Origin of the sequence: Streptomyces sp. NPDC020597 (assembly GCF_044335095.1) — a bacterium.
Taxonomy (GTDB): Bacteria; Actinomycetota; Actinomycetes; order Streptomycetales; family Streptomycetaceae; genus Streptomyces.
This window is the reverse complement of record NZ_JBIRUL010000034.1, coordinates 44,457-59,299: the sequence shown is the minus strand read 5'-3', so window position 1 is coordinate 59,299 and position 14,843 is coordinate 44,457. Positions and strand designations below refer to the sequence as shown.

At 71.7% G+C, this 14,843-nt stretch carries 9 protein-coding genes; all 9 read right to left on the bottom strand.

The annotated features are described in order from the left end of the window. Nucleotides 1–86 precede the first annotated feature (86 nt). The 9 genes from ACH4ZA_RS35280 to bldG all read right to left on the bottom strand — a co-directional run bounded on the left by ACH4ZA_RS35280 (nucleotide 87) and on the right by bldG (nucleotide 14,825). A complete protein-coding gene (locus tag ACH4ZA_RS35280) occupies nucleotides 87–1,292 on the bottom strand; it encodes a DNA polymerase III subunit delta' (protein WP_319275612.1) in 1,206 nt (401 codons plus the stop codon). A 309-nt stretch (nucleotides 1,293–1,601) separates the two neighbouring features. Next, on the bottom strand, nucleotides 1,602–4,829 hold the full coding sequence (gene tmk, locus ACH4ZA_RS35275) for a dTMP kinase (protein WP_398433254.1): 3,228 nt from the start codon (nucleotides 4,827–4,829) through the stop codon (nucleotides 1,602–1,604). Nucleotides 4,830–5,044: 215 nt separating this feature from the next. Further along, a complete protein-coding gene (gene topA, locus ACH4ZA_RS35270; protein WP_398433253.1) occupies nucleotides 5,045–7,882 on the bottom strand; it encodes a type I DNA topoisomerase in 2,838 nt (945 codons plus the stop codon). 269 nt (nucleotides 7,883–8,151) lie between these two features. After that, complete coding sequence (locus ACH4ZA_RS35265; protein WP_398433252.1) at nucleotides 8,152–8,334, bottom strand: hypothetical protein; 183 nt, start codon at nucleotides 8,332–8,334, stop codon at nucleotides 8,152–8,154. Between the two features lie 470 nt (nucleotides 8,335–8,804). Further along, the gene (locus ACH4ZA_RS35260) at nucleotides 8,805–10,334 is read right to left on the bottom strand and encodes a methyltransferase (RefSeq protein WP_319275620.1); all 1,530 of its coding nucleotides are present in this window, start codon (nucleotides 10,332–10,334) and stop codon (nucleotides 8,805–8,807) included. Between the two features lie 56 nt (nucleotides 10,335–10,390). Further along, nucleotides 10,391–10,990 (bottom strand): small secreted protein, encoded by a 600-nt coding sequence (locus ACH4ZA_RS35255; protein WP_319275622.1) that lies wholly within the window; start codon nucleotides 10,988–10,990, stop codon nucleotides 10,391–10,393. Nucleotides 10,991–11,183: 193 nt separating this feature from the next. Next, nucleotides 11,184–13,592, bottom strand: coding sequence for a sodium-translocating pyrophosphatase (locus ACH4ZA_RS35250; protein ID WP_398433251.1), 2,409 nt, complete (start codon nucleotides 13,590–13,592; stop codon nucleotides 11,184–11,186). Between the two features lie 350 nt (nucleotides 13,593–13,942). Beyond that, complete coding sequence (locus ACH4ZA_RS35245; RefSeq protein WP_319275625.1) at nucleotides 13,943–14,371, bottom strand: ATP-binding protein; 429 nt, start codon at nucleotides 14,369–14,371, stop codon at nucleotides 13,943–13,945. 112 nt (nucleotides 14,372–14,483) lie between these two features. Further along, on the bottom strand, nucleotides 14,484–14,825 hold the full coding sequence (gene bldG / locus ACH4ZA_RS35240; RefSeq protein WP_009189842.1) for an anti-sigma factor antagonist BldG: 342 nt from the start codon (nucleotides 14,823–14,825) through the stop codon (nucleotides 14,484–14,486). Nucleotides 14,826–14,843 lie beyond the last annotated feature (18 nt).

Sequence of the window (14,843 nt, the reverse complement as noted above, 5' to 3'; positions counted from 1 at the left end):
AGTGCTCACGGACGAGTGACGCGGTCAACGCGCGTCCGACGGTTCCCGGGGCTCGGCCCTCCCAGGCCCAGGGGTCGGCGGGCTCGTCAGCCGGCTCTCAGGGCGAGGGTCATCGCCTCCACGGCCAGCAGCGGGGCGACGTTGCGGTCGAGGGCGTCCCTGCAGGCCGCGATGGCGTCGATGCGGCGGAGCGTCGACTCCGGTCTGCTGCCCCGGGCGAGCCTCTCCAGCGCGTCTTCGGCGTCCGCGTTGGCGATCGCGATGCGCGAGCCGAGCTGAAGCGCCAGCACATCACGGTAGAAGGCGGTCAGGTCGGTGAGCGCGAGGTCGAGGCTGTCGCGCTGGGTGCGCGTCCTGCGCCGCTTCTGCTTGTCCTCGAGGTCCTTCATGACGCCCGCCGTACCGCGCGGCATCCGGCCGCCCTGGGCCGCGCCCAGTGCCGCCTTCAGTTCCTCGGTCTCCTTGCCGTCCCGCTCCTCCGCGAGCTGCTTGGCGTCCTCGGCGGCCGCGTCGACCAGTTCCTGGGCCGCTCTGAGGCAGCCGCCGACGTCGTCGACGCGCAGGGGCACCTTCAGCACGGTCGCCCGGCGCTCCCGCGCGGCGGGGTCGGTGGCGAGCCGCCGGGCCCGGTCGACGTGCCCCTGGGTGGCCCGGGCGGCGGCCGCGGCGACGGCCGGCTCGATGCCCTCGCGCCGTACGAGCATGTCGGCGACGGCGTCGACGGAGGGCGTGCGCAGGTTCAGGTGCCGGCAGCGGGAGCGGATGGTGGGCAGCACGTCCTCCAGGGAGGGCGCGCAGAGCATCCAGACCGTGCGGGGGGCGGGCTCCTCGACCGCCTTCAGCACGGCGTTGGCCGACTTCTCGTTCAGCCGCTCGGCGTCCTCGACGAGGATGACCTGCCAGCGGCCCGTGGCGGGTGAGGTGTAGGACTTGCGGACCGTGTCGCGCATGTCCTCGGCGAGGATCTGCGACCCGACCGCGGCGACGGTCGTGACGTCCGCGTGCGTGCCGATGAGCGCCGTATGGCAGCCGTCGCAGAACCCGCAGCCCGGGACGCCGCCCAGCGCCCGGTCCGGGCTCACGCACTGCAGGGCGGCGGCGAAGGCGCGTGCCGTCTGGCTGCGGCCGGCGCCCGGCGGGCCGGTGAACAGCCAGGCGTGCGTCATCTTCGACGCCTCCGGCGGGGCGGTCCGGGAGGCGGCCGCGGTGACGAACGCGTCGGCGTCCCGAGCGGCGGCGATCAGCTGCTCGCTCACCTTCTCCTGGCCGACGAGGTCGTCCCACACGGTCATGCGTCACGCCGTCCTTCCGTCACGTTTCGCGCTGCGGGTTCCATTGTGCGGGCCGCCACTGACAACCGGCCCCGGCGCGGCGGCCGGGGCGGCCCGCAGCCGGACCCACCACGCCACGAAAGACCCGTCGGACGTCCGACGCCCCGCTGCTCGAGGCGGGAGCGGGAGGCGGGAGGCCGGGGCGGCAGGCCAGGGGCGGGAGGCCGGGCCCTTCGCTCCCCGCCTCCCGCCCCCGGCGTCAGCCGACCGCCGTCAGTCGACCGCCGTCAGTCGACCGGCGTCGGCCGACCGGAGTCAGCCGACCGGCGTTCAGCGGCGACGGCCTCGCCCGCGGCCCTCGTCGCGGCCCTCGTGGTCGTCCTCGTCGCGGTGCGGTCCCAGCAGTTCGTCCGCCAGCGTCGGCAGATCGTCCAGCGGGGTCTCCTCGGCCCAGTCCGGCCGCGGGCGTCGGCGGGGCGAGCCCTCCTCGTCGAGCTGCGGCAGTTCGCGTGTCCGGTCGTCGGCGCCGTCGGGACGCGCGCCGCCCCGCTCCGCCCGTCCGTCCCGCTCGTCGCGGAAGAAGCCCGGCGGCACCCGGTCCGAGGGGGTCTCGTCCCTCACCGGAGGCAGTACGGCCGTCTCCTCCTCGGGGCGGTGGTCACGCACCGGAGGCAGGACCGCGGTCTCGTCCGCGGCGCCCGCCGGGACGGGCGGCTGCGGCAGCTCGGTCGTCACCTCGGTGTCGGCCGCCGGCCCGGCGGGCTCGGCCGGCGTCCGGGAGGACTGCACGGGCTCCTTGTCCATCCGGACCGGCGGCAGCACCGCCGTCTCGTCGACCGGGCCGCCCGACGCGTTGGTCGGAGTCACCACCGGCGTCGGCACGGTCACCGCCTCCGGCGGGGCCGCCGGCGCCGCGGCGGGCGGGCGGGGCGTCTTCGGGCCGACCGACGCGGCGGCGGCTGCCTGCTCGGCCGCGCGCCGGGCCTGCTCGGCCCGCAGCAGCGCCTCCTCGGCCTTGCGCTGCTTCTCCAGCCGCCGGGTCTCGGCTTCGGCGCGCAGCCTGGCCTCTTCCTCGGCCTGCTTGCGACGCCGCTCCTCGTCCGCCTTGCGGCGGGCCTCCTCCTCGGCGCGGGCCTTCTCCTCCGCGAGGAGCCGGACCCGCTCCTCTTCGGCGCGCCTGCGGGCCTCCTCGGCGCGCAGCCGGGCCTCCTCGGCCTGCCGTTCGGCCTCGCGGCGCTGCGCCTCCTCCAGCTCGCGCCGCTTGCGCTCCTCCTCCTCGGCGCGCAGCTTGGCGAGCTGCTCCTGGCGCTCGCGCTCGAGGCGCTCCTCCTCCGCCTTGCGCGCGGCCTCCTCCTCGGCCTTGCGGCGGGCCTCCTCCTCGGCCTTCCTGCGCGCCTCCTCCTGAGCCTTGATCTCGGCCTCGGACAGCGGCAGCAACTGGTCGAGCCGGTGGCGGACGACGGTGGTGACGGCCTCGGGCTCCTGTGCCGCGTCGACGACCAGGTAACGCCCGGGGTCGGCGGCGGCCAGGGTGAGGAAGCCGGAGCGCACGCGTGCGTGGAACTCCGCCGGCTCCGACTCCAGCCGGTCCGGCGCCTCCGTGAAGCGCTCGCGGGCGGCCTCGGGCGACACGTCCAGAAGGACCGTCAGATGCGGGACCAGGCCGTTCGTCGCCCAACGGGAGATCCGCGCGATCTCGGTCGGGGACAGGTCACGGCCGGCGCCCTGGTAGGCCACGGACGAGTCGACGTACCGGTCGGTGATGACCACCGCGCCGCGCTCCAGCGCGGGCCGTACGACGGTGTCGACGTGCTCGGCGCGGTCGGCCGCGTACAGCAGCGCCTCCGCGCGGTGGGACAGCCCGGCGCTCGACACGTCGAGCAGGATCGAGCGCAGCCTCTTGCCGACGGGGGTGGCCCCGGGCTCGCGGGTGAGGACGACCTCATGGCCCTTGGCCCTGATCCACTCGGCGAGCGCCTCGGCCTGGGTGGACTTGCCGGCGCCGTCGCCGCCCTCCAGGGCGATGAAGAAGCCGTTCGAGGCCGGCGAGACGTCCGGGTCGTCGCCGCCCAGGAGCGCGTCCCGAAGGTCCTTTCGGAGGGGGACGCCGGAGCGGTCGTCGACCTTGGCGAGCACCAGGGCGGCCACCGGCAGCAGCAGCGCTCCGACCAGCATGAGCACGAACGCCGCTCCGCCGTGCGCGAAGACGAACCTGCCGTTCTCCAGGCGGTGCGGGCCGATGAGCGCCGCCACCGGCGGGGCGAGCAACGCGCCCAGCGCCACCAGGACCCGGACCACGGCGTGCAGGTGCTCGGTCGTCCGCGCGCGGCGGTGGTCCTCGGTCTCCTGGTCGAGCAGCGCGTGTCCGGTGTTGGCGGCGACGCCCGCGCCGACGCCGGCCAGGGTCACGATCAGCAGCACGCTGGTGACGTCCGGGACCAGGCCGGCGGCCAGCAGCGCCACGCCGGTGAAGGCGATGGCCAGGGCGAGCAGCCTGCGTCGGGACAGCGACACCAGCACCTTGGGGGCGGTGCGCACGCCGATGACGACGCCGCCGGTCAGCCCGAGCACGAGCAGTCCGTACAGGACGGGGCCGCCGCCCAGGTCCTTGGCGTGCAGCACGGCGACGGCGACGGCGGCGGAGATCGCCCCGGCGACCGCGGCGCAGGCGAGGACCAGCAGCGGGATCGCGCCCGTGCGGCCGCTGTCGACGCCGGTGGCGGTGCGGGGGCGGCGCAGGCCCTCGAGCGGCGACCGCGCGCGCGGGGTGCGCACCGCGGGCAGTTCGAGGAACGTCACGATGGACAGCGACCCGGCGAAGAGTCCGCCGGCGACGTACGAGGCGAGGGCCGCCTGGTGCTGGTCGAACCAGGCGACGCCGACGCCCAGAAGGTTGTTGAGCAGCGCTGCGACGACCAGGGCGACCGCGCCCAGCGGGATCGTCACGAAGCCGGTGCGCAGCGACAGGCGGCGCAGGGCGTCCATGTGGTCGGGCAACGGCCGCACCGTCGCGCCCTCCAGGGGCGGCGCGGGCAGCAGGGCCGGGGCGGCGCTCTCCCGGGCGACCGTCCAGAACCGTTCGGCAACACCCGTCACGAACACGGTGACGAGCAGCAGGGGCAGCGCGTCGTCGGGGGTCCAGTCGATCCACAGGGGTGCGACGATCAGCAGCGCGGCGCGCAGACCGTCCGCGGCGACCATGGTCCAGCGGCGGTCGAGCGGGCCGTCGGGCGAGGTGAGCGAGGTCAACGGGCCCAGGAGGACCGCTCCGAAGAGCAGGGTGGCCAGAATGCGCACCCCGAAGACGGTCGCCACCGCGAACGCCACGCCGCGGTAGCCGCCTCCGAAGGAGGCCTCCGCGATGGCTGCCTGGAGGACGAGGAGGACGAGGACCAGAAGGGCGAGGGCGTCTCCCACACCGCCCACCAGCTGCGCACTCCAGAGCCGCTTGAGCTGTGGCTCGCGCAACAGTGCGCGCACTGCGCGCTCGCGGGAGTCCGCCACCAGGGCGTCGTCCGGGGCCGGGTGGTGGGCCGTTGGCTGCTCGGCTCGCGTCATGCTTTCAGCCTATCGGCCGCGGCTGACAGCCCATGGCCCCCGTCCGGACGTGCGACCGCCCCGACACCAAAGTGATGCCGGGGCGGTCGTTCCGTGGACGCGATGTGCGGAAACCGTGTCGGATCCGCCCGCCGTTTCGCCGGAAGAGGGCTGTATGCCGGAAAGAAGCGGTCCGTCCGGGCGAGGGCCGCGGTCCGGGCCGGCGAGCGGGCCGGTCAGTCCTCCGACGTCGGCCGTGCGGCCGCCGTCTTCGTCGCGGTGGTCTTCTTCGCCGTGGTCTTCTTCGCCGTCGTCTTCGCGGCCGTCGTGGTCTTCTTGGCGGCGGCCTTCTTCGCCGGCGCGGCCTTCTTCGCGGTCGTCGTCTTCTTCGCCGGGGCCTTCTTCGCCGTCTTCTTGGCGGGCCCCTTGGCGCGCTTCTCCGCGAGCAGCTCGTAGCCGCGCTCCGGGGTGATCTCCTCGACGCTGTCGCCGGAGCGCAGGGTCGCGTTGGTCTCCCCGTCGGTGACGTACGGGCCGAAGCGGCCGTCCTTGACGACGACGGGCTTTCCGCTGACCGGGTCGGCGCCCAGCTCCTTCAGCGGCGGCTTGGCGGCGGCCCGGCCGCGCTGCTTGGGCTGGGAGTAGATCTCCAGCGCCTCTTCGAGGGTGATCGTGAAGAGCTGCTCCTCGGTCTGCAGCGACCGCGAGTCCGTGCCCTTCTTCAGGTACGGCCCGTAGCGGCCGTTCTGGGCGGTGATCTCCTGGCCCTCCGCGTCCACGCCGACGACGCGCGGCAGGGACATGAGCTTGAGGGCCTCCTCCAGCGTCACGGTGTCCGGCGACATCGTCTTGAACAGCGAGGCCGTGCGCGGCTTCACGGCGTTCTTGCCGGTCTTCGGGGTGCCCTCGGGGAGCACCTCGGTGACGTACGGGCCGTAGCGGCCCTTCCTGGCGACGATCTGGTGACCCGTCGCCGGGTCTGCGCCCAGCTCGAAGTCACCGCTCGGCGCGGCGAGCAGTTCCTCGGCCATCTCGACGGTCAGCTCGTCGGGGGCCAGCTCTTCGGCGATGTCCGCCCGCTGGTGACCCTCGGCGCCCTTCTCCCCGCGCTCGATGTACGGGCCGAAGCGGCCGACCCGCAGCATGATGTCGTTGCCGACGGGGAACGACGACACTTCGCGGGCGTCGATCGCGCCCAGGTCGGTGACCAGTTCCTTGAGGCCGCCGAGGTGGTCTCCGTCGCCGTTGCCGGCGTCGGCGGCACCGCCCTCGGCCGCTCCCTCGCCGAAGTAGAACCTCTTCAGCCACGGCACGGACTGCGCCTCGCCGTTGGCGATGCGGTCGAGGTCGTCCTCCATCTTGGCGGTGAAGTCGTAGTCGACGAGCCGCCCGAAGTGCTTCTCGAGAAGGTTGACCACGGCGAAGGACAGGAAGGACGGGACGAGCGCCGTGCCCTTCTTGAAGACGTAGCCGCGGTCGAGGATCGTGCCGATGATCGACGCGTACGTGGACGGCCGGCCGATCTCGCGCTCTTCGAGCTCCTTGACCAGGCTGGCCTCGGTGTAGCGGGCCGGGGGCTTCGTGGCGTGCCCGTCGACGGTGATCTGCTCGGCGGACAGCGGGTCGCCCTCGGCGACCTGCGGCAGCCGGCGCTCACGGTCGTCCAGCTCGGCGTTCGGGTCGTCTGCGCCCTCGACGTACGCCTTGAGGAAGCCGTGGAAGGTGATCGTCTTGCCGGAGGCGCTGAACTCGACGTCCCGGCCGTCGGCCGCGGCGCCGCCGATCTTGACGGTCACGCTGTTGCCGGTCGCGTCCTTCATCTGGGAGGCGACGGTCCGCTTCCAGATCAGCTCGTACAGCCTGAACTGGTCGCCGGCCAGGCCCGTCTCCGCGGGGGTGCGGAAACGGTCGCCCGAGGGGCGGATCGCCTCGTGGGCCTCCTGCGCGTTCTTGACCTTCCCGGCGTACGTGCGGGGCTGGGCCGGCAGGTAGTCGGCTCCGTACAGCTGCGTGACCTGGGCGCGGGCCGCGGAGATGGCCGTGTCGCTCAGCGTCGTGGAGTCCGTACGCATGTACGTGATGTAGCCGTTCTCGTACAGCTTCTGCGCGACCTGCATGGTGGCCTTCGCGCCGAAGCCCAGCTTGCGGCTGGCCTCCTGCTGCAGGGTCGTCGTACGGAACGGGGCGTACGGCGAGCGGCGGTACGGCTTCGACTCGACGGAGCGCACGGAGAACCGCGTGTTCTCCAGCGCTGCGGCCAGGGCGCGGGCGTTCGCCTCGTCGAGCGGGAGGGTGTTCGCGCTCTTGAGTTGTCCCAGGGAGTCGAAGTCGCGGCCCTGCGCGACCCGCCTGCCGTCGACGGACTGGAGGCGGGCGACCAGCGACGACGGGTCCGACGGGTCGCCGGCGCGGCCGGTCGCGAAGGTGCCCGTCAGGTCCCAGTACTCGGCAGAACGAAACGCGATGCGCTCGCGTTCCCGCTCGACGACGAGACGGGTGGCGACGGACTGGACACGGCCGGCCGACAGGCGCGGCATGACCTTCTTCCACAGGACCGGCGAGACCTCGTAGCCGTAGAGACGGTCGAGGATGCGGCGGGTCTCCTGGGCGTCGACGAGCTTCTGGTTGAGCTGGCGCGGGTTGGCGACGGCGGCCCGGATCGCATCCTTGGTGATCTCGTGGAAGACCATCCGCTTGACCGGGATCTTCGGCTTGAGGACTTCCTGGAGGTGCCAGGCGATCGCCTCGCCCTCGCGGTCCTCATCGGTGGCGAGGAAGAGCTCGTCGGACTCCTTCAGCAGGTCCTTGAGCTTCTTGACCTGCGCCCGCTTGTCGGCGTTGACCACGTAGATCGGCTGGAAGTCGTGCTCGACGTCCACGCCGAGGCGGCGGACCTCGCCCGTGTACTGGTCCGGCACCTCCGCGGCGCCGTTGGGAAGGTCGCGGATGTGCCCGACGCTGGCCTCGACGATATAGCCGGGGCCGAGGTAACCCTTGATCGTCTTCGCCTTGGCAGGCGACTCGACGATCACGAGTCGGCGGCCGCCCTGTGCGGTCTCGCTGGTCGGGGACAACTTCGCTCTTCTCTCCGGTCGGGGCTGGGGCCTCCCCAGGCCTTGCTCCCGGGGTCGGGTCATGGTGACGCTGCGGAGTGTGACGGTACATCCCGCCCCCGTGTCAAACGGGAAAAGCCCGCAACGGCCACTCGAACGGTAACCCGACTACCGCCATTCCTGCCGCCCGGAGTGCCGACCGGCCGTTTTCCGCACGACCGCGGGACGCCCTCCCCGTGATCGGCGTGAGCACCCTCACGCCGGCCGAACGCGCGTGCGGCGAGATCGACTCACAGGCGGGCCAGGCACCACACGCCGACCGCGAGCGCCGCGCACGAGGCCACCAGCGCCAGAGCAGCCGATGCGACAGGGCTCACATCCTGGGCCACGGGCTCCCGGTGCCCCACCCGGACCGCCGTCCACACCAGCAGAGCGCCCCCGAACAGAACGAACACCATTCCCGCGAAGATCATCGGCCCGTTCTCCATGGTCGCCTCCGCCCCCCTTCGTCTGCCCGCGCGCCCGTGCCTGCCCGGCTCGGACCCGGCCCCGAGCAGGACGCTGTCACGCGCGGGCGGCGATCCGGCGAACCCGAGGTGAACGCCCGGCCTACGTGCGGGGCGAACCCCGCGGCACCGGGCGGAGGGGCCCGGCAGGCCAGGGCAGGAGCAGGCACGGGACGGCGGCGCGGTCCGCGGCGTGCCGCCGTACGGGCAAGGCGGCCCCGCGCATCCCGACGGCCCTCGCATCCCGACGCCCGCCCTCGCATCCGAAGCGGCGCCGACGCGAAACCGCGAAGGAAAAGGGAGACGAGGACACGCGGAGCCGCGGGGTCACGGGTTACGGAGCCGCAGGGACGCGGAAGCGTTCGGCGGACCTGCGTGCCCGGAACCCGCCGGGACCGGTCCGTCCCGAGGAGGCGAAATCCGGCCGCGTCGCGGCATCAGTGCGCCGGTTCGAGGAACCCCTGCTCCACCAGCAGGCGGATCTGGGCCGGAGTGCGGTCCCGCAACGCAACCGGGTCCTCGCCCACCAGCTGGGCGATCGCGTCGAGGATGCGGCCGGCGCTCAGCGAGCCGTCGCACACGCCCGCGAAGCCCGCGCCGACCGTGTCGACCTTGGTCGCCCGGCGCATGCCGCGGTGCTGGCGCAGCACCACGTGTTCCGGGTCCTCCGCGCCGGGAAGCCCCACCTGCTCCTGGACGACCTCCTCGACCAGCCGGAAGTGACCGGCGAGCAACGCCGCGTCATCGTGCGCACGCAGGTAGTCGAGCCGCTCGAAGTGCGCCAGGACCGCGTCGCCGAGCGGCTGTTCCACCGGGTGCGGCCATTCCTCCACCGTGATCACGGGCTCCGCTGCCGCCGTCCTGCGGAGCGTGATCCAGCCGAATCCGACACCCTTCACCTTGCGCGCCTCGAACTCGTCCAGCCATGCGTCGTAGCGCGCCTGGTACTCGGCCGGGTCGCTGCGGTGGTCACCGGCGTCCCTCAGCCAGAGCTCGGCGTACTGCGTGACGTCCTGCACCTCGCGCTGCACGATCCACGCGTCGCACCCACGGGGCACCCACGACCTGAGTCTGTCCTGCCAGTCCTCCCCCTCCACGTGCTGCCAGTTGGCGAGGAACTGCGCGAACCCGCCCTCGTTCAGCCGTTCCCCCGCTCCTTGAACGAGCGAGCGGCACAGATCGTCCCCGCCCATCCCGCCGTCCCGGTAGGTCAGCCGGGCGCCCGGCGAGATCACGAACGGCGGATTCGACACGATCAGGTCGTAGGTCTCGTCGTCGCGGACCGGGTCGAAGAGCGAGCCCTCGCGCAGCTCGGCCGCCGGGGCGGCGGACAGCGCGAGGGTGAGGGCGGTGATGTGCAGCGCGCGGGGGTTGAGGTCGGTCGCCGTCACGCGTGTGGCGTGCTGGGCGGCGTGCAGCGCCTGGATACCCGAGCCGGCGCCCAGGTCGAGCGCGGCCTGGACGGGCCTGCGCACGGTGATGCCGGCGAGGGTCGTCGACGCGCCTCCGACACCGAGGACGACCCCCTCGTCGGTGCTGCCGATGCCGCCCGCGCCGCCGACCGCGCACCCGAGGTCGGACACGATGAACCAGTCCTCGCCGCCCGGACCGCCGTACGGCCGCACGTCGACGGTCGCGGCCATCTCGTCCCCTCCCGTGGGGACCAGCCAGCCGCTCTCCACGCACGCGTGCACGGGCAGGAACTCCGCCACGCGCGCGTGTGGCACCGGTTGCTGGAGCAGGAAGAGACGCACGAGCGTCTCGAGCGGCGTGTCCCCGCGGGTCGCGCGCAGCGCCGGCACGGTCTCGCTGCGGGCCAGAGCCGCGTAGGCGGGGGCGCCGAGCAGGTCGAGCAGACCGTCCGCGGTGAAGGAGGCCGCGAGCAGGGCCTCCCGCAGCCGGACGGCGACGTCGGGACGGTCGGCGGAGGGCAGGGGCGACAGGGTGGCGTTACTCACGCCCCCCATTGTCTCCCGTCACCCCCTGGGCCGCTCCCGACCCGGCCCCTCCGATCGCGCCCCGCTCAGCTCTTCGTCGCGCGGGACGACGCGGCGGCGGCCACCTTCTTGCAGCTGTCCTGCTCGGCCATGGCGTCCTTGACGTCGCCCTGCTCCAGGTTCTTCAGCGCGGTGTTGCCGCTCTTGCTGAGCTGGCCGAGATCGGTGGCGATGTCCTGCAGACCGTCGGCGAACTTCCCCTGGTCCTTGGTGTCCAGGGCGTCGACCTGCTTCTTCAGGCCCGCGTAGGAGGTCGAGAGGGTCGTGAGCGCCGCGACGGCGTCCTTCTGCTTCTTCTCGCCGTTGTCGACGCCGGGCGGCGTGCCCGCCTTCTGGACGGCCTGTGCGAGCGCGCTGTAGGCGTCGGACATGTCCTGGAACGCCTTCGAGTCGGTCTTCTGGACGTTCACCGGAGCATTGTTGTCCGTGGCGGCCTGCTTGATCGCGGCGTTGGCCGCGTCGACCTTGGCGTCCTGCGCGGGCAGCGCGTCGCAGACCTGCTTGGCCCAGGCGTCGAGCTCCTTGTTGCCTTCGTCGCTGCTGCATCCGGACAGCGCCAGTACCAGTACCGCACCGCCGGACAGTGCGGCCGTGAGCTTCTTGTTCACCGGTTTGGTTCCTTCCATGGCTCTCGGCCCCGGAACATACACGCCAACCGGGCGACAACCCCAGAACGAATGACCGTTATACAAGCTGATGCACCATTTGCACCATGAGAGAGAAGGCTCACGGCCGGGTCGCACCCAGGACGCGGCGGGCGGGCGACGCGTCAACCCGCGCCGTCCGCCCGCCCTTTGGACTGGGCTCCGGTGAGCCGCGCTAGGAAACCACCGCCGGATCGGCCGACTTGGACGCCCTGCCGGCGCTGTTCTCTTCGTCACCCATGGCGATGCCTCGCCGCTTGGAGACGTACACCGCGACCACGATGACGAGGAGCGAGAGGAGCGCGATCACGATCCGCACGCCGACGCTCTTGTCGTCACCGTAGCTGAACTTGATCACCGCTGGCGCGATCAGGAGCGCCACGAGGTTCATGACCTTCAGCAGCGGATTGATCGCGGGGCCTGCGGTGTCCTTGAACGGGTCGCCGACCGTGTCGCCGATCACCGTCGCCGCATGCGCCTCGCTGCCCTTCCCGCCGTGATGCCCGTCCTCGACCAGCTTCTTGGCGTTGTCCCACGCGCCACCGGAGTTGGCGAGGAAGACGGCCATCAGCGTGCCGGAGCCGATGGCGCCCGCCAGGAACGCGCCCAGCGCCCCGACCCCGAGGGTGAACCCGATGAAGATGGGCGCCAGCACGGCCAGCAGTCCGGGAGTTGCCAGTTCGCGCAGCGCGTCCCGGGTGCAGATGTCGACGACCTTGCCGTACTCCGGCTCCTCGGTGTAATCCATGATCCCGGGGTGCTCGCGGAACTGCCGCCGCACCTCGAACACCACGGCGCCCGCCGACCGTGACACCGCGTTGATCGCCAGCCCCGAGAAGAGGAAGACGACCGCCGCGCCCGCGATGAGACCGACGAGGTTGTTGGGCTGGGAGATGTCCATCATCAGGGTCATCGGCGCGCCCGCCCCGGACAGTTTCTCGCCCACGTCGTGCGCGCCGGTCGTGATCGCGTCCCGGTACGACCCGAAGAGCGCCGACGCCGCCAGGACGGCGGTGGCGATGGCGATGCCCTTGGTGATCGCCTTGGTGGTGTTGCCGACGGCGTCCAGGTTGGTGAGCACCTGCGCGCCCGCGCCCTCGACGTCGCCCGACATCTCGGCGATGCCCTGCGCGTTGTCGGAGACCGGCCCGAAGGTGTCCATGGCCACGATCACGCCCACCGTGGTGAGCAGACCGGTGCCGGCCAGCGCCACCGCGAACAGCGCCAGCATGATCGACGCACCTCCCAGCAGGAACGCGCCGTACACGCTGAGGCCGATCAACAGGGCCGTGTAGACGGCCGATTCGAGACCGACGGAGATGCCGGCGAGGACCACGGTGGCCGGACCCGTCAGCGACGACTTTCCGATGTCGCGCACCGGACGGCGGTTGGTCTCCGTGAAATAGCCCGTCAACTGCTGGATGACGGCTGCCAGAAGGATGCCGATCGCCACCGCGACGAGCGCGAGGAGGCGCGGGTCGCCGCTCTTGCCCTGGATCGCCGCGTCGGTGACGCCGTCGAGGTCGGCGTACTTGCCGGGGAGATAGAGGAAGACCGCCACGGCGACCAGGACGAGCGAGATCGTCGCCGAGATGAAGAAGCCCCGGTTGATCGCCGACATGCCGCTCCGGTCGGCCCGGCGCGGGGCGACCGCGAAGATCCCGACCATGGCCGTGAGCACGCCGATCGCGGGCACGAGCAGCGGGAAGGCGAGTCCGGCGTCGCCGAAGGCCGCCTTGCCCAGGATCAGCGCGGCGACCAGGGTCACCGCGTACGACTCGAAGAGGTCGGCCGCCATGCCCGCGCAGTCGCCGACGTTGTCGCCCACGTTGTCGGCGATGGTCGCGGCATTGCGCGGATCGTCCTCCGGAATGCCCTGCTCCACCTTTCCGACCAGGTCGGCGCCGACGTCGGCGGCCTTGGTGAAGATGCCGCCGCCGACCCTCATGAACATGGCGATGAGGGCGGCGCCGAGCCCGAACCCCTCCAGCACCTTCGGCGCGTCGGCCGCGTACACCAGCACCACGCAGGCCGCGCCGAACAGGCCGAGCCCCACCGTGAACATGCCGACCACGCCGCCCGTGCGAAATGCGATCTTCATTGCCTTGTGCGAGACGGCGGTGAGATCCTTTTCCGGTTCGCCTTCCGCCGGCGTCGCTTCCCGTGCCGCCGCGGCGACACGTACGTTGCTGCGCACGGCGAGCCACATACCGATATATCCGGTGGCCGCCGAGAACGCCGCTCCGATCAAGAAGAACAATGATCGGCCGGCCCGCTGTTTCCAGTCGTCCGCGGGCAGCAGCATGAGCAGGAAGAATACGACGACGGCGAATACGCCGAGCGTGCGCAACTGCCGGGCCAGATAGGCGTTGGCGCCCTCCTGGACCGCCGCCGCGATCTTCTTCATGCTGTCGGTGCCCTCGCCGGCGGCGAGCACCTGGCGCAGCAGCACGCCCGCGACCACGAGTGCGGCCAACGCGACGACCGCGATGACCACCACCAGGAGGCGGTTGCCGTCGGTCAGCTCCGCGGCTGCGAGGGTTGTCGGGTGATCCAACGGATGAGAGGTGGGAAGCCCCGCCATTCGTCCTCCTTGACGCTTGGGCTGAGCTCAAGATGTGGACGGATTGTAGGTACCGGCACCTGATCAAAACAGTGCCCGGCAAACGAAATTCGCCTTTTCGTCAAGTAATGCCCTCAAGGCATTGATCGTGAATTGCTTCACGAATTGCAGTCGATTTCGTTCGCCGCATGATTCACTTCGTGTGACTGTCTTCTCGTGACTGCGCTCTCGTGACCGTGTTCTCATGAACGACTTCTCATGATTCACTCCGCGAGATCACTGCAAGCATGCACGAGCACCCAGGTCCGCGCATGTCAAAGGGCCCCACCGGAGTGGGGCCCTTCGGATGAAGCCGAAACGTCGTGGACGGCTCAGGTCAGCGTGGCCGTCACCGCAGCCGACGGCCAGGTCATACGGATCTGCCCGCCGTGCTCTCCGGCGGTGACCTCCACGTCGTCCACGAGGCCGCTGATGACCGCGAGGCCCATCTCGTCCTCCTCGGCCTCCACGTCCCCGCCGGAGCCGGGCGCCCGTTCGCCGGGCGCCGCACGCGGCGCCTCGTCGCCGACCTCGATGGAGAACTGCTTCTCCTCCTCGATCAGCAGCACCTTCACGGGCGCGGTGATACCGCCCGTCTGGTGCAGTCCGACGGCGCGGGAGCAGGCCTCACCGACGGCGAGCCGGACCTCGTCGAGAACGGCCTCGTCCACCCCGGCCCTGCGCGCCACCGCCGCCGCCACGAGTCGGGCGGTCCTGACGTGCTCGGGCAGCGCGCTGAAGCGGAGTTCAACGGTGGCCATGCGTCCCCCTCGGAACTACGGGCGTGCTGTCAGGGGAGCCGGGCCGCCGAGGCCCGGACCCCCTACGTTGTTCGACCATCCGTGCCGGGCCGCGCGGGCCCGGCACGGGTGGTCAGTCGGTGGCAGCGACCGCTTCGTCGACCGAGGTGTGAATGGGGAACACCTTGGTCAGACCAGTGATGCGGAAGATCTTCAAAATACGCTCCTGGTTGCAGACCAGACGGAGCGAGCCCTCATGGGCACGCACCCGCTTCAGTCCGCCCACCAGTACGCCGAGCCCGGTGGAGTCGAGGAAGTCCACGCCCTCCATGTCGACGACGAGGTGGAAATTCCCGTCGTTCACCAGCTCGACCAGCTGCTCGCGCAACTTGGGCGCGGTATATACGTCGATTTCGCCACCGACCTCGACGACCGTACGATCGCCGACGGTACGGGTCGACAGGGACAGGTCCACGGATCCTCCAGCACCTTG

What these genes read in the sequence shown, in the direction of transcription:
- ACH4ZA_RS35280 (WP_319275612.1), bottom strand. Translation starts at nt 1,292, where the DNA reads ATGACCGTGTGGGACGACCTCGTCGGCCAGGAGAAGGTGAGCGAGCAG.
- tmk (WP_398433254.1), bottom strand. Translation starts at nt 4,829, where the DNA reads ATGACGCGAGCCGAGCAGCCAACGGCCCACCACCCGGCCCCGGACGAC.
- ACH4ZA_RS35265 (WP_398433252.1), bottom strand. Translation starts at nt 8,334, where the DNA reads ATGATCTTCGCGGGAATGGTGTTCGTTCTGTTCGGGGGCGCTCTGCTG.
- ACH4ZA_RS35260 (WP_319275620.1), bottom strand. Translation starts at nt 10,334, where the DNA reads ATGGGGGGCGTGAGTAACGCCACCCTGTCGCCCCTGCCCTCCGCCGAC.
- ACH4ZA_RS35255 (WP_319275622.1), bottom strand. Translation starts at nt 10,990, where the DNA reads ATGGAAGGAACCAAACCGGTGAACAAGAAGCTCACGGCCGCACTGTCC.
- ACH4ZA_RS35250 (WP_398433251.1), bottom strand. Translation starts at nt 13,592, where the DNA reads ATGGCGGGGCTTCCCACCTCTCATCCGTTGGATCACCCGACAACCCTC.
- ACH4ZA_RS35245 (WP_319275625.1), bottom strand. Translation starts at nt 14,371, where the DNA reads ATGGCCACCGTTGAACTCCGCTTCAGCGCGCTGCCCGAGCACGTCAGG.